General features: G+C 27.2%; 20 protein-coding genes. 12 read left to right on the forward strand and 8 right to left on the reverse strand.

Annotated elements, in window-relative coordinates; translation table 11 throughout:
- Window positions 1–12 precede the first annotated feature (12 nt).
- The 4 genes from LRB30_RS02190 to LRB30_RS02205 all read right to left on the reverse strand — a co-directional run bounded on the left by LRB30_RS02190 (window position 13) and on the right by LRB30_RS02205 (window position 6,341).
- The gene (locus LRB30_RS02190; protein ID WP_231013739.1) at window positions 13–933 is read right to left on the reverse strand and encodes an ABC transporter permease; all 921 of its coding nucleotides are present in this window, start codon (window positions 931–933) and stop codon (window positions 13–15) included.
- 366 nt (window positions 934–1,299) lie between these two features.
- The gene (locus LRB30_RS02195) at window positions 1,300–2,922 is read right to left on the reverse strand and encodes a peptide ABC transporter substrate-binding protein (protein WP_231018796.1); all 1,623 of its coding nucleotides are present in this window, start codon (window positions 2,920–2,922) and stop codon (window positions 1,300–1,302) included.
- Window positions 2,923–3,064: 142 nt separating this feature from the next.
- Window positions 3,065–4,648, reverse strand: a complete 1,584-nt coding sequence (locus LRB30_RS02200) for a peptide ABC transporter substrate-binding protein (protein WP_231018797.1) — start codon at window positions 4,646–4,648, stop codon at window positions 3,065–3,067.
- Between the two features lie 121 nt (window positions 4,649–4,769).
- The gene (locus LRB30_RS02205; RefSeq protein WP_231013736.1) at window positions 4,770–6,341 is read right to left on the reverse strand and encodes a peptide ABC transporter substrate-binding protein; all 1,572 of its coding nucleotides are present in this window, start codon (window positions 6,339–6,341) and stop codon (window positions 4,770–4,772) included.
- 407 nt (window positions 6,342–6,748) lie between these two features.
- Here LRB30_RS02205 and LRB30_RS02210 point away from each other — a divergent pair, with 407 nt between their 5' ends.
- From LRB30_RS02210 to LRB30_RS02220, 3 genes are read left to right on the forward strand one after another with little or no spacing between them, the layout of a single operon-like run.
- Complete coding sequence (locus LRB30_RS02210; protein ID WP_231013735.1) at window positions 6,749–7,645, forward strand: 1-acyl-sn-glycerol-3-phosphate acyltransferase; 897 nt, start codon at window positions 6,749–6,751, stop codon at window positions 7,643–7,645.
- A 20-nt stretch (window positions 7,646–7,665) separates the two neighbouring features.
- Window positions 7,666–10,482 carry a periplasmic flagellar collar protein FlcA gene (gene flcA, locus LRB30_RS02215; RefSeq protein ID WP_231018799.1) on the forward strand — a complete coding sequence of 939 codons (2,817 nt, stop codon included), beginning with the start codon at window positions 7,666–7,668 and terminating at the stop codon, window positions 10,480–10,482.
- 51 nt (window positions 10,483–10,533) lie between these two features.
- Window positions 10,534–11,643: a VWA domain-containing protein gene (locus tag LRB30_RS02220; RefSeq protein ID WP_231013733.1), complete on the forward strand. Its 1,110-nt coding sequence runs from the start codon at window positions 10,534–10,536 to the stop codon at window positions 11,641–11,643.
- 21 nt (window positions 11,644–11,664) lie between these two features.
- Here the strand turns inward: LRB30_RS02220 and LRB30_RS02225 are convergent, their stop codons facing one another.
- Together LRB30_RS02225 and LRB30_RS02230 are read right to left on the reverse strand one after the other, a co-directional pair.
- The gene (locus LRB30_RS02225; RefSeq protein ID WP_231013732.1) at window positions 11,665–12,024 is read right to left on the reverse strand and encodes a tetratricopeptide repeat protein; all 360 of its coding nucleotides are present in this window, start codon (window positions 12,022–12,024) and stop codon (window positions 11,665–11,667) included.
- A 95-nt stretch (window positions 12,025–12,119) separates the two neighbouring features.
- Complete coding sequence (locus tag LRB30_RS02230) at window positions 12,120–13,256, reverse strand: LysM peptidoglycan-binding domain-containing protein (protein ID WP_231013731.1); 1,137 nt, start codon at window positions 13,254–13,256, stop codon at window positions 12,120–12,122.
- Between the two features lie 273 nt (window positions 13,257–13,529).
- On the opposite strand from LRB30_RS02230, the gene LRB30_RS02235 reads away from it, so the two are divergent.
- The 5 genes from LRB30_RS02235 to LRB30_RS02255 all read left to right on the forward strand — a co-directional run bounded on the left by LRB30_RS02235 (window position 13,530) and on the right by LRB30_RS02255 (window position 19,255).
- Window positions 13,530–14,591 carry a hypothetical protein gene (locus tag LRB30_RS02235; protein ID WP_231018838.1) on the forward strand — a complete coding sequence of 354 codons (1,062 nt, stop codon included), beginning with the start codon at window positions 13,530–13,532 and terminating at the stop codon, window positions 14,589–14,591.
- A gap of 415 nt (window positions 14,592–15,006) precedes the next feature.
- Window positions 15,007–16,059 (forward strand): BMP family ABC transporter substrate-binding protein, encoded by a 1,053-nt coding sequence (locus LRB30_RS02240; RefSeq protein ID WP_231013730.1) that lies wholly within the window; start codon window positions 15,007–15,009, stop codon window positions 16,057–16,059.
- Window positions 16,059–17,519, forward strand: coding sequence for an ATP-binding cassette domain-containing protein (locus tag LRB30_RS02245; protein WP_231013729.1), 1,461 nt, complete (start codon window positions 16,059–16,061; stop codon window positions 17,517–17,519). The genes LRB30_RS02240 and LRB30_RS02245 overlap by 1 nt, the downstream gene beginning before the upstream one ends.
- Window positions 17,516–18,448, forward strand: coding sequence for an ABC transporter permease (locus LRB30_RS02250; protein ID WP_231013728.1), 933 nt, complete (start codon window positions 17,516–17,518; stop codon window positions 18,446–18,448). The genes LRB30_RS02245 and LRB30_RS02250 overlap by 4 nt, the downstream gene beginning before the upstream one ends.
- Window positions 18,449–19,255 carry an ABC transporter permease gene (locus LRB30_RS02255; RefSeq protein WP_231018802.1) on the forward strand — a complete coding sequence of 269 codons (807 nt, stop codon included), beginning with the start codon at window positions 18,449–18,451 and terminating at the stop codon, window positions 19,253–19,255. It abuts the gene before it with no gap.
- A 1-nt stretch (window position 19,256) separates the two neighbouring features.
- Here the strand turns inward: LRB30_RS02255 and LRB30_RS02260 are convergent, their stop codons facing one another.
- Both LRB30_RS02260 and LRB30_RS02265 read right to left on the reverse strand, forming a co-directional pair.
- A complete protein-coding gene (locus LRB30_RS02260) occupies window positions 19,257–19,943 on the reverse strand; it encodes a tetratricopeptide repeat protein (RefSeq protein WP_231018840.1) in 687 nt (228 codons plus the stop codon).
- Window positions 19,940–20,983 carry a polyprenyl synthetase family protein gene (locus LRB30_RS02265; RefSeq protein ID WP_231018806.1) on the reverse strand — a complete coding sequence of 348 codons (1,044 nt, stop codon included), beginning with the start codon at window positions 20,981–20,983 and terminating at the stop codon, window positions 19,940–19,942. Before LRB30_RS02265 ends, LRB30_RS02260 begins: the two co-directional genes overlap by 4 nt.
- A gap of 50 nt (window positions 20,984–21,033) precedes the next feature.
- On the opposite strand from LRB30_RS02265, the gene LRB30_RS02270 reads away from it, so the two are divergent.
- The 4 genes from LRB30_RS02270 to LRB30_RS02285 all read left to right on the forward strand — a co-directional run bounded on the left by LRB30_RS02270 (window position 21,034) and on the right by LRB30_RS02285 (window position 24,089).
- Entirely contained in the window at window positions 21,034–21,612 is a 579-nt protein-coding gene (locus LRB30_RS02270) for an RlmE family RNA methyltransferase (protein ID WP_231018807.1), read from the forward strand.
- A 43-nt stretch (window positions 21,613–21,655) separates the two neighbouring features.
- Window positions 21,656–22,186 carry a chemotaxis protein CheW gene (locus tag LRB30_RS02275; protein ID WP_231014681.1) on the forward strand — a complete coding sequence of 177 codons (531 nt, stop codon included), beginning with the start codon at window positions 21,656–21,658 and terminating at the stop codon, window positions 22,184–22,186.
- Window positions 22,176–23,015, forward strand: coding sequence for an NAD(+)/NADH kinase (locus tag LRB30_RS02280; RefSeq protein ID WP_231018808.1), 840 nt, complete (start codon window positions 22,176–22,178; stop codon window positions 23,013–23,015). Before LRB30_RS02275 ends, LRB30_RS02280 begins: the two co-directional genes overlap by 11 nt.
- A gap of 315 nt (window positions 23,016–23,330) precedes the next feature.
- Complete coding sequence (locus LRB30_RS02285; protein WP_231014714.1) at window positions 23,331–24,089, forward strand: hypothetical protein; 759 nt, start codon at window positions 23,331–23,333, stop codon at window positions 24,087–24,089.
- The last annotated feature ends 29 nt before the right edge of the window (window positions 24,090–24,118 follow it).

Below are 24,118 nucleotides of genomic sequence, written 5' to 3' on the forward strand. Positions count from 1 at the left end.
TTTGATTTCCCCTTATACTCTTGGATCTAATATTTTATATATAATATCTGATATTAATATAGAAATAAGCAGTATTATTGAATATACTAACAATCCTCCCATTAATACTGGGTAGTCTCTGTTTAGTGCGGATTCTGTTATAAACATTCCCATTCCAGCAATTCTAAATATTTTTTCAATAACCACGCTTCCAGATATTATAGCAGCAAATGCTGGGCCTATATAGCTTACTACAGGTAACATTGCTCCTCTTAACATATGCTTTATAACTATCTTTTTGAAGCTTAGCCCTTTTGCGCGCGCAGTTCTTATAAAGTCGCTTTGTATTATTTCTAGCATTGATCCTCTGATTATTCTTGCGAAAATAGCTATGTTGGGCATGCTAAGAGTTATTATGGGTAGAATTAAATTTGAAAATCCTCCTCTTTCCGTAATCCATCCGGAGGTATAAAGCAAACCCCATTTAATTGCAAAAAAGTATTGTAAAATTGGCCCTATTACGAATAATGGTATGGAAATTCCCAATATTGCTATTGATGTTATTATATAATCCACATAAGTATTTTTATAAATAGCAGCTAATATGCCTATTAGTATTCCTATTGATAGTGATATAATAAGGGATATTACTCCCAGTGTAAGTGATTTTGGAAATCCTAATTTTATGTATTGATTAACTGTAAGGTCTTTCTTTTTTAAAGAAGGTCCTAGATCTCCTTTGAGAGCGTTTGCAATGTAATAAAAAGCTTGAATATAAAAAGGTTTGTCAAGGTGATATTTTTCCATCAATCTAGCTTTTACTTGAGGATCAATAGGTTTTTCAGAATCAAATGGACTTCCAGGAGCCATTCTCATTACAAAAAAGCATAAAAAAATTATTACCAGTAAAGTTGGTATTATTCCTATTATTTTCCTTAAAGCAAACTTTAACATTTTTGTTCCTTTGTAAATAGATATTGATAACTTATGTATTAGTCAATTATATCATATAGTCTTTATTGTTTTTCAAGCTATAGTTGATAATTTTTGATACAATAGTAAGTTGCTTGTATTATAACGAATAATTTAATTTTAAATAAAGTGTGTTTTTTGGTTTTAATTTTTTATTTAAAATTTTGTTATTTTGATTTGAGAAGATTTTTTTGTGTAAGATTCTAAGTAAAATTATTATAGAATCTTACACATTATTTATGTATTTTTGCTTTAAACAAAGTCATTTTGCCTTAAGCTACATTTAGTCAACTTTACTTTAGACTTAAATATTGTTTTTAATTTATATTAAACCCTTTTTAAAATTAATTATTGTTTTGCATTTTTAATTGGTTTTAATTCAGAAAGATAATAAACCTCTGATACATTAGGATTCCATCCAGTCCATTTATCGTTTCTAAAAAGATAGTGTCCAGAATATATGTATATTGGAGCAGCGGGAAAATCTTTTTCAATTATTATTGATTCTGCTTTTCTTAGCAGTTGTTTTCTTTTTATAGGATCTTTTTCAAAATCTGATTCTCTGACGAGTTTATCAAATTCTGGGTTTGAATATCCGTATGATGCAAGTTGTGAATTTTCACTTGTGAATATAGTGAAGTATGTGTGTGGATCTAAATATTCCCCAATGCGCCCAATTCTTATTATTTCAAAATTGCCCGTATTTCTGCTATTGGTAAGAACAGGCCAATTTTCGTTAGTAAGCATAAGGTTTATATTTAGAATTTTTTTCCATTGGTTTTGAATAAATGCAGCAATTTTTTTATGAGTTTCGTTTGTATTATATTTTAGCGTTAGCATTGGAAATCCTTTTCCATTAGGATATCCAGCTATTGCTAAAAGCCTTTTGGATTTTTCAGGATCAAATAAAGCTAATTTTTTACCATAATTGTAATTTTCAAGATCAGGGGTTATTTCTCTTGTAGGAACTGTACCATCATTTAATACTTTGTAAGTTAAAGTTTCTCTGTCAATAGCCAAGGTTAAAGCTTCTCTAACTCTAACATCATTAAGAGGTTTTATTTTTGTATTAAATGAATATAAATAAATTGCATTACTTTTGTGTTGATAATAGTCATTTTGTAGTTTTATTTCATTTATAATGTCCGGTGGGATGCTGTTAAAAATAGCATCAATTTCGTTGTTTTTGTACATATTGTACACAGTCAGATCATTGTCAGACGTAATGTAGATAAGCTCATCAAGTTCTACTTCTTTCGCATTATAATAACGTTCGTTTTTTTCAAAGATAATTTTTTCATTAAGCAATCTTTTTTTTAATTTAAAAGGTCCACTAGTAACCAGGTTTTCAGGGTTTGTCCAATTTCTCTTATATTTTTCAATAGCATGAATAGGTACTGGCATGAATGCGTGATGTAAAAGTAATTCAAGAAAATAGGGCTTTGGAGATGTAAGTGTTATTTCTAGCGTTTTGCTATTAATTGCCTTGATTCCAAGTTCAGAATCAGATACTTTGCCATCAAAGTACTCTTGTCCATTGTTTATTATTGATTTAAGAATGTCAACATGTGTAGATCCTGTTGCTTTATTTAAAATTCTTAAAAAAGATTTTCTTATTCCTTCAGCAGTAATTTCAACGCCATCGCTCCAAACAAGATTATCTCTTAGATAAAATTGGTATGTTTTTTTATCTTTTGAGGCTTCCCAATTTTTAGCAAGTCCGGGCTTTAGTTTTCCTGTTTTTGTATTTAATGTCAAAAGCCCTGAGAATATTTGTTCTAAAATTCTTGCGCCGATTGTTTCATCTACCAAATGTGGGTCAAGTGACGAAGGTGCTCCCCCTATGTATACTTTAAATGCTAATTTTTCTTTTTCTGAATTATTATTGCATGCAATTAAAGACACAGCAAGCATAAGTAGTGTTACTATTTTAATTTTTTTACCGATTTTTTTAATTTCATTAAAGCTCATATTAACCTTTTCCCCAAATTAAAATTATTTATAAGTTTTAAACTATCTTTTTTTTATAATAAAGTCAATAAAAACCGTCCATAAGAAACAAATTATAGACGATTTTTATTTAATTAAATTTAATATTATAAAGTTTATTATATTATTTATTTTTTAATTTTAGCTGAGATAAATCAAATCTTTCTAAAATATTGGTGTTCCAGCCTGTCCATTTGTCATTTCTGAAAAGATAACTATTCCCATATATGTATATTGGGGCTATTGGAAAATCTTTTTCAATAATTATCTCTTCTGCTTGTCTTAAGATGTCTTGTCTTTTTATTGGATCAAGCTCAAGATCTGATTTCTTTATAAGTTCGTTGTATTCTGGGTTTGAGTAATTGTGAGATGAGAATTGTGTGTATCCTTGTGTAAATATTTTTAAAAATGTCAAAGGATCAGCATAATCGCCTATCCATCCTGCTCTTGCTATTTCATAATTTCCGTTTGCCTTAGTGTTTAAGTATGTTGTCCATTCTTCGTTTTCAAGTTCTACATCAATATTTAAATTTTTTTTCCATTGGTTTTGAATAAATTCACTAATTTTTTTATTTGCTTCGTTTGTATTGTATTTTAATTTTAAAATTGGAAATCCATCACCATCCGGATATCCAGCTTCAGCTAGAAGGGTTTTTGCAATTTCAGGATTAAATAATTCTAAACTTTTTGCATAAGAATATGAACTAAAGTTGGGAGTTGCTCTTCTTGTGGGGGTAGTCCCGTTGTCAAGAACTTTAGTTAAAGTTTCTCTATCAATAGCAAGAGAGATGGCTTGTCTAACTTTTAAATTGTCTAGTGGTTTTATTTTTGTATTGAATGCATAAAAGTATATGGCATTAACAGCTGATGAGTAATAATCGTTTCTTAATTTTAAATCTTTGATTAAATCTGGTGGTATGGCTTCAAAGATTGCATCTAGTTCTTCATTTTCATACATTTTATATGCTGTTGAGTCGTCATTTGTTGTATAAAATGTAATCTCTTCTAATTCTACTTCATTTGAGTTGTAGTATTTATTATTTTTTTCAAAGACATATTTTTCGTTAGGAATTCTTTCTTTTAATTTAAAAGGGCCGCTTGTAACCATGTTCTCAGGGCTTGTCCAGCTTTGTCCATATTTTTCAGTAACATGAATCGGCACAGGAATAAATGATTGGTGTACTAACATGTCAATAAAATAAGGTTTTGGTGATTCTAGTGTTATTTCTAATGTTTTTTCGTTAATCGCCCTAATTCCAAGTTCAGAGTCAGGCACTTCTCCATCAAAATATTTTTGACCATTTTTAATTACTGATTTAACCATTTCAACGTACTTTGAGCCAGTTTCTTTATTTAAAATTCTAAGATAAGATTTTCTAATTCCTTCTGCAGTAATTGCAACTCCGTCACTCCAATTGATTTTTTCTTTTAGGTTAAATGTGTAAACTGTTCCGTCAGGAGAAACATCCCAATCTTTTGCAAGTCCCGGTTTATTCCCTCCTGTATTAGGATCTCCTGTAACAAGCCCTCTAAACATTGTACTTATCATTTTTGATGCGACATTATCGTCTGCTAATTGAGGGTCAAGACTGCTTGGCTCTGCCCCCAAGCTTATTTTAAATGATACTCCTTCTTTTTTTTTCTCATTATTACAGCAAAGAAAAGTTAGAAAAAATATTATTAAAAATAATGATTTTTGTAATTTCATAATTTTTTATACCTCCATTTTAAAGTTTGCTTTAAAATTCAACTTTAATTTCATAATTGCCCTTCCGGTAGATATTAATTTTAAATCTTAATTTTAAAATTACTTATTTTACCTAATTTAATTATTTTTTAGTTTTAATATCTTCATATAAATATATTTCTGCAATATTTGGCACCCACCCTGTCCATTTATCATTTCTGAAAAGGTAATGGGATTTGGGTATATATAAAGGTGTCATAGGAAAGTCTTTCTCTACTATTATCTCTTCAGCTTGTCTTAAAATGTCTTGTCTTTTTATTGGGTCAAGTTCAAAATTAGATTTTTTTATTAAAGCATCATAATCTTTGTTTGAATATTTGTATGCTCCAAAAAAATGATTTTCTGTTGTAAATAAGCTATCTAAGAATGTTAAAGGATCAAAATAGTCTCCTATCCATCCCACGTTTGACATTTGGTAATTTCCAGTTCTTCTACTTCCTAGGAATGTTGTCCATTCTTCATTCTCGATTTCTAAGTTAATGTTTAGTATTTTTTTAAATTGTTCTTGCAAAAATTCTGCTGTTGTTGGTCTTCCCGCCGATATTTTATATTTTAATGTGGGGAATCCTTTCCCATCCGGATATCCAGCTTCAGCTAAAAGTTTTTTTGCATTCTCAGGATCAAATAGTATTAAATTTTTTCCATAAGAATAATCATCAAATTTTGGAGTTAGATTTCTTGTTGGCTCTGAACTTCCCTTTAAAACTACTTTAGTTAAAGTTTCTCTATCAATAGCAAGAGAGATGGCTTGTCTAACTTTTAAATTGTCTAGTGGTTTTATTTTTGTATTGAATGCTATGTATGCCATTCCGTTTTTTAACCCAGAATAATAATCATCTCTTATTTTAATTTCTTCTAAATTATTCTTTTCTGCTCCTTGTAGAAAATCAATTTCACCGTTTATGTACATATTGTAAGCCACGTTACCTTCTGTTGGGTAAAATATTACTTCATCAATTTCTACATTTTTTGCATTATAGTATTTTTCATTTTTTTCTATTACTATTTTATCGTTAATTAATCTTTCCTTAAGCTTGTATGCGCCGCTAACAACCATATTTTCAGGGTTTGTCCAATTTTCTCCATATTTTTCAACAATATGCATTGGAATTGGTATGTATGCTGCGTGTGTTAGCATATCAGGAAAATAAGGCTTTGGAGATGTTAATGTTATCTCTAGGGTTTTGCTGTCAATAGCTTTTATGCCAAGCTCAGATTCAGGTACTGTCTCATCAAAATATTCTTGTGCGTTTTTTATTGTAGATTTTACTAAATTAGCATACATTGCAGCTGTTTTTTTATTTAAAATTCTTAGATATGATTTTTTTATTTCCTCAGCAGTAATGGCAACCCCATCGCTCCAAACTATATCTTCTCTTAGGTTAAATGTATAAATAATTCCATCCTCAGAAATATCCCAACTTTTTGCAAGTCCCGGTTTATATTTTCCAGTTTGAGAATCTTTTACCGCTAGGCCTAAGAATAGGTTTGCAATAATATTGCTACCGTAAAGGTCTGTTGAGAGTTGAGGATCAAGTGACGATGGCTCGGTTAAGTTTGATACTCTAAAGACCATTTTTTCTTTTTTGGCATTATTAATACAGGCTATTAAAGAAAAAATTATTAGCATTAAGGCTATTTTTGTATATTTCATAGGATTTTCCCTTTTTAATATATTTATATATTTTTTGCTCTCATTCTTTATTGATCTTTTTTAATAAGTTTTAATAAATGATTATTTGTTTTGTTTTAATTTTAAATATGTATGCCTCCTAATACTTTAATTTATTTTGTATTTAAATTTTACTTTAATTTTTATAATAAAAAAAGTCTAATAACTTAAATAGTTTTTAGTATTATTTGTCTATTGTTGTAAGCTAAAATTTTACTTTAATTTGTATGGCAAATAAGGTATAATTGTTTGAAATGTTTTCAAAAATGTATGCTTGTTTAATATTAGTTATTTATTTTTAGTTTTATAGAGTTTTTGTCTTTAGTAAATAAAATAATGTAACTAACGGTTAAGTGGCAGCATAGAATGCTTTAAAGGGTGCTGGTTTTATGTTTGTACAAAATGAAAGTTTTGAAAAATATTTTAAAGACATGGAAAGCGACTTTGTAATTCAATTTAAGTCTGTTGAAAATGTTAATTATTTGGATAAGTCTTATCGAAATGCAGATTCTAATAGTAGAAGATTGGCAGATAGAATGATAGAGAGACTTCTTAAGAGTGGATCTACCATTATTGGTATGCAAAATATTTTAGAACTTTACCAAAAGACTAAATCCGGTAAGTCTTCAATTATATTAATGGAGCATTATAGTAATTTTGATTTTCCTTGTTTTCAATTTTTACTTTACAAAATGGGTTATCATGATATTGCAGATCATATTATCCCAATAGCTGGAGTTAAGCTTTTTAGAGATAATTTATTTGTTAAGACCCTTTCTTTGGGGTACAATGCAATATTGGTGTATCCACCGCATGCATTTGTTGGGGTTGGTTTAGAACATGCTAGGCAAAGGCGTGTTTTTAATTCTAATTCTATGAAGTATATTTGTGAAAAGAAAAATAGTGGGTATATTATACTTATTTTTCCTACTGCTACTAGGTATAGAAAAGGAAGACCTGAAACAAAAAAAATAATTTTAGAAATTGGTAATTATTTTAAAATTTTTGATTATTATTTAATGATTGGAATCAATGGAAATGTTTTAGAAGTTTCTGAGGATGGAGATATGTCTCACGATGTTTTTAAAAGAGATTCCCTTATATATAATGCTGATAAGGTTATAAGTATTGCTGAGTATAGGGATAAAATTTTAAACACCTTGAAAGATTCTAAGACAGAGATTACAAAGGAAGCTTTGGGTTTAAAAATTGCTGAAGATTTAGAAAATCGCTTTAATGTTCTTCATGCAGAGGGTCATGAATTTTATAAAAAAAGCTTTTTATGAGCTAGGAATTTGATTACAATATGCCTGATTTAGATAAGATAATACAGTTTAAAAGAGAAATATTAGATAATCTTTCTAATGAAAGATTATCTAAGGAATCTTTTGGGGTGAGTATGGATGTTAAGCTTCCTGAGCCTGGAGAGAGTATTGTTCCTTGGATAGGTGAAGATCTTGCTTTAGAGGAAAATGATGATGAACTTGATTTAAATTTTATGCTTGATGCTCTTGAGAGTGAGGATAAATTGCCTTATTCTGACATTTTTAGTGATAATTTACCTTTAAGTGGTTCTGACTTAAGGGTTGATATGGACTCAGATCTTTCAACTTTAAATAATGATTTTGACGTTTCTTCTAGTGATTCTTTTGAGAATAATATTGACAAAGTTCTTGATGATAATTCTATTAATTTAGAATTTGCTTCTAAGCTTGATTTTGATAATTTAATCAATTCTTCAGAACTTAATTCTGAGGAATTAATTAACAATCAAAGCAATAATAATTTTTTTAAAGCCAATAATGATTCTTCTGTTTCGGGGGATGATAATTTTTTGCAATCTAGTGAATTTAATAAATTGAATGAATTTAGTATTGGTAATGCGGCAAATGGTGAGAAGAACCAAACAGACGAACAATCAGAGATGTTTGCTGGAGATGGTTTAAATTTAGGTGCTGATGAGGATGATTTTGAAAATGTTGCAGATGATTTTAAATTTTTAGAGTATGATCAAAATGCAAATTTTAAACGTTTCGAACTTAAGGTTAATTATCCATTATTTTTAAAACATTTAAATTCCTATCCTAGAAATTTAAGAATTGCAATTGCTGAGGCTTTAACTAAGGAGAATGTTTCAAGGTTCAAACTTGAAGCGTTAATTGATCTTGTTGAAAAAAATAAAAAAAGGTTGAAATTTATTGCTAAATTTGTAGGAGATATTGTTGGTCGATCTATTAAATTGCCTGTAATTTATTTTAAGGCGGAAGAATATAGCAAGCTTCAGCAAAAATTGAGCTATAGAGTTTCAAGGGCTTTACTGCCCTTAATAAAAATAGCTTCTCTTTTTGTTGTTTTAGTTTTAGTTTCTTTGTATCTTATAGTAGATGTAATATTTTTTTATGTTGCCTCTGAGAGCAAGTATAAAGAGGGTATAGAATCTATATACGCAAATAAAAGAGATCTTGCAAAAGCTATCTTTAGGGATGCTTATTATATTAGGCCTAATGATAAATGGTTTGTTAATTATGCTAAGGCGTTTGAAGACGTTAGAGATTTTGATAGTGCTGAAGAGAAGTATGAGGAATTGTTTACAATTGAGCCTTTTTCTAAAAATTCTACAAGCAGAAGGCGAAAAAAGTTTAATAAAGAAGGATATATTTCGTACGCTTCTATGAAAATTAATCTTGGAGAGCACTCTGAGGCTAATTCAATACTTGATGAGGTTATATCTTATGATCTTTATGATTATGATGCTTTAGTATTAAAGGGAGATAATTATTTTAAATGGGCTAAGACAAATTCTAATTACTATAAAGATAGTATTAATAGCTATACAGTTGTGCTTTTTAAATATGGGCAAAAAAAGGAAATTTTATTTAAACTTTTTAATGCGTATATTGAAGCTAATTTAGATACCGAGTCTGACAATGTTAATAATTTTATTAAGTCAAATGAAATTTTAGATATTGATGAAGTTGTTTACACAAAATATGCTAAAAAGCTTGTAGACAAGTATATTTCTTTTGTGACTTATAATCAAAGAGCAAATAATCTTGCTATAAATTTAAATTATCTTAATGGGCAAACAAATTTATTGAATAAGGAATTTTCTAATTTTAAAAGAAATGATAGCAGAACTATTTTTAAGCTTGACAATAATGTCAATATGAATTCAGAGATTGAATACATTCTCAGAAAAATATTAAATAAAAATCCCAATTACGACAAGGCACTTTTTGAAAGTGGAAGATATTCGTATTACATAGGAGATTTTAAAAAGGCCGAAGTTTATTTGCTTAAAGCGTTAAATAGTTTTAGGCATAAAAATTCAATTGAAGATGCTGAGGACAAGATATTGGCTTATAAAATTTTAGCAGACATTTATGAAAAATCTCGAGATTCTCTTAGGGCTAGCAATATTATTGGCTTAGCCCTGAGTGATTATTCTTTTTATAAAAAACACAACCTTATAAAAGGATCTAAGGAAATTTCTTCAATTTATGAAAAGCAAGGTGATATTCTTAGATCTTTGAATGATTTTAAGTCTGCGATATCTTCTTACAAATTAGCAATAAATGAAGGCGTTGATTGTCCAGATGTTTACTATAAAGTTGGGCTGCTTAGTTACAAGGAAAATAATTATGATGATGCATTGAAATATTTATTTAAAGTAGAGAGCATGGCGGGGTTTTCAAGTAGTAACGAAGTTTTAAATTCTATTGCCTTAACTCTTTATAAAATGGGCGATTTTTTAGCTTCTAGGAGCTATTATTTAAGAGTTATGCAAAACTTAGAACTAGAGAAGGCCAATGTTTTGAATTTTAATCCCAAAGAAAACGATTATCATAAAACTCTTTTATTAAAAGAAATTGAGACTTATAATAATCTTGGGGTTGTAGAAGTAATGGCTTCTTTTTCATCAATAAGAGATACTAAACTTTTTAATTCTGGAGTTAGCAATTTAAGCGAATCAGCCAAGATTTTTGATATATTAAATAGGGATGAAGATATGGTAAAAAGCGTTAAAAAAGATCTTGCCAGTTTAAATCTCAGAAATATTTTTAAAAATAGTTTTTCTAAATCAAATGTTTTATTTTATGAAAATTTATCTGAAAAACTTTAATTATAGATCTTGTTGATTGTTTTTGAGTTATTTATGAGGTCGGGTTTCCTTATGAAGAAAATTTTTTTGTTTTTTTTTATTAGTTTTTATTTGTTTGGGTTTGGAGATAATTCTTTGAAAATAGGGATTGATGATGTTTATGTTGAGGCTCATGAAGAGGGATTTCATCTTTTTATTAGAAAAAAACCTGCGATCAAGTCAGTAATATTGACAGAGTCTTTTGAAATTCCTGATAAGAAAAAAGATGTGGCCACTTATTCATTTCGAACATTAAGCTACAATAAGGTTAATGGAGATGAAATTCGAATTTTAAATGGAAGAGTTATTAAGAATAAAGAACTTTTATCATTGACATCTTCTACCCCTGTTCCTAATAAAAAGTTTGGAGAAGCTTTTCATATATTGATTCCAAAAAAATTAAAATATGGATTTCCGAATTTTTCAACAAGAAGTGGTGAGATTGACTTAGAAATATTAAAAAACAAAAAAGAACCCTTTTGGTTTTCTATAAGATCTTTTGAGAAAAAATATAATGATTATATGGGCAGGTATCAAGACAATGCTTATGAATTGCTTTTTAATGATGATCAAAATCAGAGAAAAATTGAATTTAATGAATTAAAGGATACTTTTACAAAATTTTCAGATGAGGTTGTTATTGCTAATAATGGTATTGATATTGTTGATAAAATAAACAAAATTTTAAAAAACTCAGAAGATCCGGTTTATGATTTAGATTTAGTGCTTGTTGTTGATGTTACTGATAGTATGAAAAGCAATATTGAGATTCTAAAAGAACATTTGTTTTCAATAATAGAGCCTCAACTTCAAAAATTTAAATCCTATAGAATAGGTCTTGTTTTTTATAAAGACTATCTTGAAGATTTTTTAACCAAAGCTTTTGATTTTAATACTATTCCTTATTTAAATAATATTCTTAAGTATGTTAATGTTGGTGGCGGTGGGGATTATCCAGAAGCTGTGTTTGAGGGGATTGATGCTGCTGTGACCCAGTTTGATTGGCGAGCAGAAAGAAGATTTATTATTGTTATAGGAGATGCTCCTCCTCATGAGTATCCAAGAGGGTCTATTGTTTATAAAGACGTTGTTAATTCTGCAAAGGAAAAAGATATTACAATTTATGGAATAATATTCCAGTAAAAATTTTTATTTCTTAAATTATTATTTTTTATTATTTTCTATTTTATTTAATATTTTTTTAGCTAAAGGTTTAATCCATTTAGGCGTTTCCAGATTATTTTCTATTAACTCTTCAAAGATTTTTTTTGCTTTTTCTGTTTTGTTTGTTGTATAGTATATGAATGCAATTTCATATTTACCAGTAGCAACTATATTTGGATTGTTAGCGAAATTTTGAATCATTTTTTCGTATGCTTTTAAAGCAGAGTTATAGTCATTGACATTGACAGCTTTTTGAGCTTCTCTGAGATAAACCCTATAAGGGGTTTCTTTTGTTAATTTTTTTAAGTTAATTGTGTAGCAGGAAATAAGTATTAAGTTTAGTAATATTAGCTTTTTCATTTTTTGTCTCTTTTAGATTGTTTTTATTACTTAATTTTATTAGATATAAAATAAGAAAGCAAGGTTTAGAAGCCTTGCTTTATGATTGTTTTTGCTTATTTGGCAGGAATTATTATCTTCCATTTAGAATGAATTAGATCTGGATTTTGTATTTTTTGTCTGTTGGCAAACCAAATTTTTGGCCATAAGTAAGGATCGTTGTATAATTTTTTGGAAATTCCCCATAAGGTATTGCCTATTTTTATTACATAAAGCTCACTGCTTGCATTGCTTTGATAAGCTTCAAGGTATCTTGCAGATTCTAAAAATAATTCATTGGCAAGTCTTAAGTTTTTTACATTTTTAGCCTCAACCCCTTTTTCCCACAATGTTCTAGATCGTTCAATAAGTTCTAGTGTTTTGAATTGTTCTTGAGGTTTAGAGTTTTTTGCTATTTCTACCTTTTCTTCGTATGCAAGTACTATCGGGATTAAAGTTTCTTCTTCTCCAAGAAGATAAGTGCCTTTATTGGTATTTAAAAGGTTTAAGTGATCGTTTTTTTCTTTAATGAATGCTCTACCATTCCATGGAGATGGCTTTATAAGCTTATTATTGCTATAAATTGGTAAGTTAGAAGCCGCTTCAAGCGCTTTTAATTGTTTGTACATTCTCTCGTCAGTTTCTTTTAAAGCCTTAGCTTCTTTAGCATTTTTTGCTGCTTGTTGTGCTCTGTTAAAGGCCTTACTATACATGTCAAGGGCATTGTCAAGATCGTAATTTTTATATTTTCTTGTTGCTTCAAAATACAAGTTATTTACTTCGTCGATTTCCAAAGGAATCCATATATATGCTTCATTTGCTTCTGCATCGTTTAGATACTTTTCAATATTTTCTTTAAGGTAGTTTGTTTTTTCTTTTTTTTCCCTTGTTTCTTTTATTATTGTTTTGTATCTTTCAAGTACTTTTAGCGCAATTTCATTTCCCTCTATTGCTTTTTTTTTAGAAAAACTTTGTTTCATTGCTTTTTCTAATCTTTCAGCTTCGTTAAACTCTTTGGAATAAAAAAGATGTCCCCGCTCTCTTATTAGTTCATTTTTAATGTTTTTTATATCTCTTAATTGAAAATTTTTATTATCTGGTTGTGCAATTTTAGCATTTTTACTCTCTCTTGATTCCGGAGGCGTTTTGCATGCGATAAAAGAGATTACTACTACAATTCGCAGCAGCGGTATTAATTTATTCTTTATATTCATAAATACACCCTTCTAATAACTTGGCTTCTATTATTTTTAAAGTAAGAATCTTCAAACATTAAAGTTCTTACTTTAACTATCTTTATTATTATAGCAATTATAGTATGTCAATAAAAACTTAATATTTTTAATTCTTAAACTAAATTATACTTCTTTTTTACAATTGTTCAAAGTATAATAAATTTATATAAAACAAGGTATAATTAAATTTATGAGTTTTTCAAAGATCAGGAGAACTATATTTTTAGAATATATCATTTTATCCTTTTGATATTGCTTTCAAGTAGAGCTTTATTTTCTCAAGTGGCAGTTGTAAAAGAAATAGAAGGTAAAGTTAGTGTTGTTAGAAATACATTTCCTGTTAAGTTGGGTTTAGATGACGAAATTTTTGAATATGATTTTATTGAGGTTGGAGAAAATTCAAAGCTTAAAATAAATTTATATGAAATAAATGGTATTTCTGCAGATTTAATTTTTTATTCCAATACAAATAGTTTTGTGTTTTATTCTTCTCTTAAGGATTTGCAAGATGCAAAAGTATATTTATTTAGAGGGAGTGTTGATGCTATAATTCATAACATTGTTAAAGGATCTTCATTTTCTGTTATAATAGATGAAAATTTGTTTAAAGTCGAAAATACTTCAAAATTTTATGTCAATAGCGATTATTTTAATAATTGTTTTATTAATGTTTACAAGGGTAGTAGCATAAGGCACATTAATAAAGCCGAATATTTAATTTCTCCAAATACCAGTCTTTTGCTTTTTAATGGAAATTCTTTTTTACACAAAGTTAATGAGGGCACTTTAAAGGGTGTTAATCAAAATTTTATAAGGATGGCTAAAGATAATTTTATGTCTTTAAATAAAAGGTTTTTATATTTTTTTATTTTAAAATATATTGAAGATAGTTTTAGATTCAACTTTATGTATAATTATTTAATGAAAGATTTTAAATTTAGTTCTATATATTCAAAGTGGAGTCTGGAAGATAAAAATTATAGGCTTGGTAACAGGGTTGATATGATTAAAAATGTTAATTATTTAAAGGGTAGAATCGGAGTGCTTTTTAATAATTTTGTTGATTTGGCTAATAGATTTTATTTTGTGGATGATGTTTTGAAATATTTTTCTAATTTTTTCGATAATTCAATAACCGTTAACGGGCCCATTTCAAAATTTTTAAAAGATTACAAAGCTAATAAAAATTTTTTAAAAAATAAGTTTTTTAAAACAATCCATTCTTTAAAGATGTATTTAAGACGCTCAAATGATGATATTACTAGCAATTTAAATGTTAATGAATTGTATTTATTGCGTCCTAGAGAGTTTTGATTTTTATGTATTTAACTTTATGTTAAAGTTATTTGTTAGATGACATGATATATTTTTTGAAAATTCAAATAGAAAAAATTAACACATTTTTTTTTATTAGCTATTTCAAACTATTAATATCGAGCATTTTTAAAAAAATAAAAAATTTTAAAATTTTATTATATTATCCAACGGAATTTAAAATTCACATTCATAATTTGCTTAATATTTTATTAAATTTCGGTTCAGAATTTTTTACCAAAATTGTATCATAAGGGAAAAAAATGTATTCTTCAGTTGTTAGGATAATTAATTTTTTAATTAGTTTTGGTGGTTTTATTTTTTATAGCTTGTTATTGATCTTTTTTTATTTGATTTTTATGGCATTAAATGGAATTTAATAATAATTAAATTAATAAAAGGATGTTTTATTTTTATGAGTAAAAATGTGTTTTTTAAAGGGTTTTGGATTTTATTTACGATATTTCATTTATATTTATTTGTTTATTTAATTTTTTTCAAGAAGCGAAAGGTTGATATTTCTAATAAAACTAATATTGCTTTATTTATTCCCGGGATTATTTCAGGATCTCCATCTTATAAAGAAATGTATGATTCTTTGTTTGAATTTAAAAAAAAGCACGAAAATCTTGAAATTAAAGTTTTAGAGGCTGGATTTAATCAAAGCGAGTGGATAGAAATGCTTGAAAAACTATTAACCTCAAAAAAATATGATTTTTTAATAACTACAAATAATGCTATGCAATACATTGTCGATAATGTTTCAAGTAATTATCCTCATACCAGGTTTCTCATTTTTGATTCTTTGGTCAAAAACACTAACAAGAAAGTTTATTCAGTTTCTTATAATGTTGCAGAAGAGGCTTATATTTTAGGGTATTATGTGGGTCTTTTTTTAAAGGAATTTATTAAATCTGGCTTTGGGAATGCTGCTTTGATTGCGGGTCAAAATTATCCTGTTATGAGTGATTATATTTATCGTTATTTCAAAAAAGGAATTCTTGATACTGGCATGAGATCTGAAGTTTATTATCGAGTTTTGGGCAATTGGCATGATAGTAATTTAGCTAAATTGTTATCAGACTCTTTGATTAAAGATTCGGGGGTTTTGGTAATACTTCCTATTGTGGGATCTGCTGTTGAAGGAGTGCTTTCCTCTGTTAGAGAGAATAATGTCTCTGCGGTTCTATTTGATAGCGAAGATTATTTGGATAATAAAGAAAATATTATTGGTTCGGGAATTACAAATCAAAAATATTATGTTTCATATATTTTAGATAAGGCTCTTAAGTCAGAGATTAACTATGGGAATTCTGATATTTTTGGCATAAAACATAAAGGAGTTTTGTTTAATATTACAAATGTTTTTTATTTGGAGCGAACCAGTCAAAAGTTAAAAGAAGATCTTTTAAGAAAAATAGAAGAGGTTGGTGCAAATGGTATAAAAATTAATTTGGAACAAAATTAATGGTAGAGTTTAAAAATATAGTTAAGTATTTTCCAGATATTGATAAGCCTATTTTAGATAGTATTAATTTAAAAATTGGAGAAGTTAAAATTTTTACAGTAGTTGGTAAAAATGGAGAAGGAAAGAGCACCCTAGCCAAGATTATTTCCGGACTTATTGATTTTGATGATGGTGAAATATTGGTAAATGGCATTAAGCAAAAAACCTGGAATGTAGATAAGGCTAAAAATAACGGTATTTATCTTGTTTCTCAAGTTCCTAATTTGAAAATGAATTTAAGAGTATGGGAGTATTTGAGCATATATTGGTTTGGTTATGCATTTTTCATGCCAATGAATAAATCTAAGACCTATAAATATTATAAATGGCTTATGCAATTTTATAATATTTCTTTTGATTTAGATAAGAAAATTAAAGATTTAAATATTAAAGAGATTTATTTTTTGCTTATTATTGCTTCTCTTAAAGAGAATGCAAAAATAATTATTTTTGACGAGAGTGCTGCTTATTTTTCTCAAAAAGAAGCGCAAGCTTTTATAAAATTGCTTGTATTGCTTAAGAAATCAGGAATCGCGTCTCTTTTTATTACTCATAGCGAGATCACAGATGCTGTAAAATTTAGCGACGAGTTTATTGTTTTAAAAGATGGAAAGTGTTTTAGAACGATAAACAAAGAGTCGATTTTGAGCAGGCTTGAATCCTCTAGTGATAAAATGTTTTTGGTAAATATTAATTTTAATAAATTTGAAAAAGATCCAATTAAATTTAATCTGTTTTTCGAAGATTTTTGGAAATATGATGTTAGTTTTTCTTTAAATAAAAGGGGTGTTTTAGGAATAATTGGTGAAGAGGCTGTAATTAAAACTTGGGAAAAATTATTCTTAGGAGAACTTATTTTTGTTGGGTGCATAAAAATTGATGGCATTAGATATGAGCGAATAAATATTTTTGAGTGTAAAGCTGGATTTTTACCTTTAGGTATTGGCAATTTATTCCCAGATAATAGCAGTATATTAGATAATTTTTTGGCTAAATTTATGAATTTTGAAAAAAAAATTTTTATTAGACAATCTTACATTAATAGAATTAAAGATTTTTTTAAAAAAAAAATGGAATTATATAGCGAAGAGAAAATATATAGAATTCTTTATTCCAAATCTTTGGCATTTTCTGGAGGAACTTTGAAAAAGTTTGCTCTTTACAGAGAAATGTATATTGCAAAAAGTTTTTTAATTTGTTTTTCTCCTTTGAGCAATTTAGATCACAAAGCTTATAATGAAATGTCTGTTGCTATTCGTAATTATTCAAAAGAAAAGCCAGTTCTTTTGATCACTTCCAATTTAGATGAATTGTTTTTGCTATCCGATAACATTTTAGCAATGAAAATGGGAGAAGTTTTGTTAAACGTATCTAGAGAAGAAATTAGTAAAGAAAAATTAAAGGAATTACTATTTTTATGACCTTTTTTAGAAATAGCTTTATGGCATTAATTTTTTCTTTTTCAATATTAAGTATTAGCTATTTTTTCGGTGATTTTTTTCAATTTTCTTATATTAAGATGATATCTTGGCGTTTTATTTTATTTTTGATCATGGCTACGGGTATTGCCACTTGTGCTAAGAGTAATTCATTAAATCTTGGAAACGAAGGTCAAGTTTATTTTGGGGCATTTTTCGTTTATATATTTTCAAGTTTTTTTGGATTGACCTATTTTAATTTTATATTTTTAATATTTTTAAGTTCTTTTTTTGTGGGGCTTTTAGGGCTTATTCCCTTTTTTATTACTTTTTTCTTTGGATTAAATAAAGCCCTAACAGGTCTTTTAATATCTTATGGAAATCAAAGATTGGTAGATGGATTTATTTTAAATATGTTAAAAACAGGTAGTTTTTCTAATCAGACAAAAAGGATCAATGGTTTATTTACTTTAGATTCATCACTTATTTGCTTGTTTTTGTTTGGTGTATCAGTTTGGCTTTTTTATGTTTTTATGCACAAAAAAACTATTTATGGGCTTCAGCTTGAAATATTGAGTAATAAAAAAAAGATAGATATTTTTTTTAATATAGATGAATTTAAATATAAATTTTTTGCTGTATTTGGCAGTGCTTTTTTAAACGGTCTTGCGGGCTCTATGTTTGTAGTGTTTTTTAAGCCCTATTTGGTTTTAGGGTTAACTTCAGGGCTTGGTTGGAGTAGTCTAATTGTTGCTGTAATTTCAGGATTTAATTATGTTTATGTATTATTTTTTAGCCTATTGTTTGCAACATTAATTGAATTTAATAATTTTCTTAATATAAATTATGACTTTAAGTATGAATTTATTGGACTTTGTCAATCTATTGCTATTTTTATCTCTTTATTTTTGATTAAAGCTAGGAAAAAGTAGATGTTTGGTATTTTTGAGCAGGCTATTGTATTTTCGTATTTAGCACTTGGAGTTCTTTATACAGAGAAAATAGGATTTTTAAATGTGTCTATTGAGGGCATTTCGTATCTTTCAATATTTTTAACATCTTTTTTCATTTATTTGGGATATGGAATTTTTATCTCAACCATTTTCACTCTTTTTATTAGCTTTTTGTTTGGTTTTTTCTTATCTTTTGTAGTAAAGAAAAATTATGATATTTTTATAGCAGGAATAGGCATTAATATTTTTTGTTATTTTTTTGTTGATTATTTAATGAAGAGTAATTTTAATTTTATTCCCGGTTTTACTTTAAATTTATCTGGAAATTTTGAGATTTTTGTTTTTATTGCTATTTTTTTCATTTTTTTATTTATAACTGTTTATATTATAAGTTATTCAAGAATTAGGGCAGTGTTTGAATTTATCTCTTCGGGAAATTATGAAGATATTTTGGGTGAGAAAATAAGCAATTATTTTAAATCTTTTGCAATTTTTGTATCAATTTTCACAGCAAGTCTTGCTGGTTCATTTATTGCGGTAAGTCTTAATGCTTACTCTTATAATTTAGGATTAAACAATGGTTGGCTTGCTATTTGCATTCTTTATATTGCATTTTCAAATCCTTTATTAATTTTCCCAATTTCTTTTTTGATAGTGTTTTTTGAATATCAATTTTTTCGCACTCAAGAGTATATAAATTCTTATTTTTCTCTTTCTTTTCAATTTTACGTAGCAATAATAATAAATATATTGGTTTCGTTGATTAAGAGAAAAGATAGATCTTAGCTTAAGTTCTGCAAGTTGTGTTTTGAATTGTTTTTAGAGTGTTGATTTGTAGATATAGTTCTTCTAGTTTTTTTCTATTAAAATGATAGAAGGGTATTTGTTTTATTATTTCTAAATTATTTAAAAAAATTATAAACAATGTGTCGTCATTGAGTGCTAATTGAAACGTTGAGGATAATGTTGTATTAAATGCTACATTTTTATTGTTTATAAAATGATAAATGCTTTTTTTAAAAAGGGCATCAATTGCTATAAATATGTTTTCTTCGAACAATTCTTTACCGCTTTGGAAAAATTTAATTATATAGTCCATTGAATTCTCAACTTCTCCTATTAAAAAGTATGCCCAAGAGATATCTAAAAAGTTCTTTTTATCTTTAAAGTCTATTATTTTTAAGTAATCCTGAGATTTAATAATTGCTTTTTTCCAGTTTTTATTTAAATATTCTAATTCTGAGAGCAGAAGATGAGCATCAGCTTGATTTTGATCCATGTTAATTATTTTTGTTAGACTTTCTATTGCTTTGTTATATTTTTTTGAATTTTTTAGCAACATTGATTTTTGGTAAAGTTTTTCTATTGTGTATTTGCTTTTTTGTTCATCGAATTTTAATGTTGATATTGTTGTAGCGGGGTAAATATTTATTATAAAGCCATAAAAAAGTGCCATTATTATTTTTTTCATTATATTCCTTCTTTTATTTGCTCAATAGTATCTATTAGTAGATTTTTATATCTATTTGTTAGTGGGTATAAATTGAGTTCGTTTTTAAACTCGTTTAAGTATTTTAATGCAATAATAGTTGATTTTTTTATTGATTTTGATGAATTTATCATTTCTGTTAGTTTAAATATTTCTTTTCTTGCTTTAGTAGTTTTGGTATTTTTTATTTGATTAAATTTTGAAATAATTTCTGGTTCAAATTTTTTTTCTTGTAAAAAATAAATTATTGGTAAGCTTTTTTTCCCCTCAAGTAAATCATCTCCGAATTCTTTACCATTAATTTTATTTTTCATGTTTTTAATATCGTCTATTATTTGGAAATAAACACCAAGTTTTAAAAAAGTACTGTAAATTTTTTTAGCTTTATCTTCATTATTTGTTAGTATTGCGGCTAGAAAGCTAGCCATTCCAAAAAGTGAAGCTGTTTTTAATTCTACCAAAGAGATGTATTCTTTAATGCTTGGGATGTATGACTCATTGTGAAATTTAATATCAATTCCTTGTCCTAGGTGGAGATTTGAAAGAGTTGTAAAGAAATTTTCATAAATTAGTAATTTTTGATTTTCTTTTAAATTTGATCTTTCTATTAATTTTGCAGGTAAAAAATAAATTAAATTGCCAGCATTTATACTGTTATCTATTCCATAGATCAAATGTATTGCTGCTGCACCGCGTCTTTTTAGTGAATTGTCTTCAATGTCATCAATAATTAAGCTACCAGAATGAGGAAGTTCAAGCAGTAAGCTTAATTTATATATTAATTTGGTATTTTTTTCTTTTAAACCCAATGCATATGCTAAAAGAATCATTATCATTGGTCTTATTCGTTTTCCGCCTCTATTAACAATTTCAATTGCTGGTGCTTTAATATATTCAAGAGTTTTCTTTTTTATTTTAAAAGTAAATTTTAAATCGTTGTCTTTGAATAAATTTAAAAAATTAGTTGTTGAAAAGATTTTATTAATATTTTTTTCAATATTTTTTAAAAATAGTTTATTTTGCATAATAAGAATTATAATGAAAAAGTATAATAAAGTGTATTAAAGGGATTGATGTGTATCGCTTGGATGATGAGTATTCTAAAAAAGCCAAAAAAGAAGGATATTTGGCAAGGTCTGTATACAAATTAATAGAAATTAATGAAAAATTTTCTTTATTTTCTTATGGCAATGTTTTGGATATTGGTGCATCGCCTGGCAGCTTTTCTCAATATGCTTATAGAAAGCTTAAAAAAGGAGTTTTAGTGTCTGTTGATCTTAATGATATTGGTCTTAGATATGTTGATAATTTTTATTTTATAAAGGGAGATATCTTTTTAGATGATACAGTTTTTAAAATTAATACTTTTAAGCCCTATAGTCTTGTAATTAGCGATGTTGCTCCCAAGACTACTGGAAATAAACTTGTAGATACCAGTAATTCTTTTAATTTAAGCATGAGAATAATAGATTTATCGCTTGAAGTTTTACTTAAAAAAGGAAATTTACTTGTTAAAGTTTTTCAGGGAGGAGACGAGATGCAAATTTTTAAAAAGTTTGAAAAATATTTTAAATTTGTAAAAAAAATTAGACCCAAGGCTGTAAGGAAGAATTCTTTTGAAATTTATTTTTTAGGTAAAAGTTTTGGTAAGTAGAAAATTAATCAAATTGTTATAAGCAAATTTAAAGGTATAAAATATGTTTAGAAAAGAAAGTTCCAAAGACAGCAAACCACAGCTTCAAGTTGCAGGTTTTAAAATAGGAAAAGAAAGCTATGGGGTCTCAATAGAGCACATTAGAGAAATTATTAAAGTTCCATCAGAAGGAGTTTATGCTATACCAAATGTTCCTGAATATATTATAGGTATTTATAATCTTAGAGGCAGTATTATTCCTTTAATTAATTTGAATATTAAATTTGGAGTTCCTTCTATTTCGATAACAGAAGAAGATATGCTATTAACAGGATACTTAATAGTTAAGATTAAAAATAAACTCTTAGGTATTTTTGTTGATAGAGTTCTTAAAGTTATTAGCTTTGATGATTCTAGGGTTCAAGAACCCCCTGCTACTTTACAAACTTTAGATAGAAAATATATATCTGGAGTTGTAAAGCTTGACGAGGCTGATAATCTTGAGAGTGAATATTTAGTATTAATTGATATCGCAAAAATTTTTGATAAATGCGAATTTGACAATATTCCCTATAAAGATCAACATGAAGAATAAAGTTCTTCTTTGTATTAATACTTTAAAGTTGGGAGCTAGTATTTTAGGTAATGATGTTAAAGTTTATTTAGAAACTAAGTATTTTGTTGAAGTAGTGTTAATAGATGTTGGCAGGCCTTTATTTTCTTTTCCAAAAGAAAATTTTCTTTTTTTGATAACTTTAGGAGGAGATGGTACAGTTCTTTTGGCTGTTAATTTGCTTCTTAAAAATGAAAATATTGATATTCCAATCATTTCAATTAATATGGGTAAGGTTGGGTTTTTAGCAGATATTAAGATTGAAGATTTTAAAAAAGTCATAGATAGATTTTTTAACAATTCTTTAGTTATTAATAAAAAATTTTTACTTCATGTAACAATTTTTCAGCGTGGCAAGGATTTAATTTCTAAATATGCTTTAAACGATATTATTATTCGCTCAAGCGTTCTTAATAAAATGATTTATGTAGATCTTATGGTTAATTCTGAAAATTTTTTATCATATAAAAGTGATGGGATAATTGTGTCTACTCCAACAGGTTCAACAGGGTATTCTTTTTCAGCGGGGGGCCCCATTTTAGAAGCAGATCTTGAGGGATTTTTACTTACACCTATTTCTCCGCATTCTGTTTACAATCGTTCTTTTGTTTTCTCTAAATTAAGTAAACTTTCTATTTCTTTTTCAAAGGAATATTTTATAGCACCAGCATCAATTTTTTTGGATGGAATTAATTTTGGTTCTTTCGGGATTGATGTTGTTTTTGAATTTGAAATTTCTTCTCGAAACTTGAATTTTGTTTCATTTTGTACGGATACTTTTGTTAAGAGATTAAAAAATAAATTATTGTAAGTTTAATGTTTTTTTAAGCGGTGTTCTTTTTGATAGAAATTTTTCTTGGTTGTTATTTGAATGTTTAATTTGATCTAATCTTTAATAAGGCTAGAGGATTTTCCCTGTTTTAAGACTTGGTAATTTTAAAAATTAGTTAAAATTTTACATAATTTATTATAAGTATTTTAATGTTTTGTTTATTCACAGAGTTAATTTTTAAAGGGTGTTTTTTATAAATTTATAACTTGCTAAAATATTTAATATGTTTTTTGCTAAAATCAAAATATTAGATAGCTGATAAATCATCCTTTTATGAGTTTTAGGCAGGTGTTTATGGATTTAATTGATAATGAAAATTATAAAAAAATAGTATATATTAATAATCTTGTTGTAAGGACTTTAAATGATATAGCAGCTATAAAAGAGACTGGCGAATTTACATCAAATGCTAAACTTTCATTTGATCTTATTGATTTCAATTTAAATGTTTTAAGCTATATTTCTTCTTTAAATTATTTTTATACTAGGCCTAGATTGAAAGTAAATTATTCTATAAAAAAAATTTTGTCTGGATTGATTTCTGATTTTAGTTTGGTTATTAGTCCTGTTCTTAGTATTACCCCAAGAGAGTTGATTGAAATGCCTCAGGCTCTTAATTTAAATCCTGAAGAGAGGTTTTTGATTGTTAAAAAATTGGGCTATTTGATTGATTTGGCTAAAATTTTTAGTAAAAAAGATTCTAAAACGCTTGTTTTTCTTGAGGATATGTATCTCAAATTTATTGTTTTTTCTAAAAATATTATTGATTTTAGAGATTTTTCTAAAAATTTAAAACTTGAGAGTCCTTATTATAAATTTCAATTTGAACACCTTATTAAAGCGTTAGAGCTTTTAGAAGAGGGAGCTTTTATTTTAAGGGGTAAATATGAAATTAGTGGATCTCATGAATTTGGACTACATTCTCTTGGTTATCTTGAAGCCGGAAGAGCTTTGGCTACCATAGCCTCTCAAAAAGAAGCTGCTGAAAAATTTTCAAGGTTTCATGGAGTTTGGTCTTCAAAGTTTAGTTCAGATTTAATTAAAGTGAAATAGATCAATTAAGATGGGGAGAAAATAGTTAT

The sequence above is a fragment of the Borreliella americana genome, assembly GCF_021043605.1.
Taxonomy (GTDB): domain Bacteria; phylum Spirochaetota; class Spirochaetia; order Borreliales; family Borreliaceae; genus Borreliella; species Borreliella americana.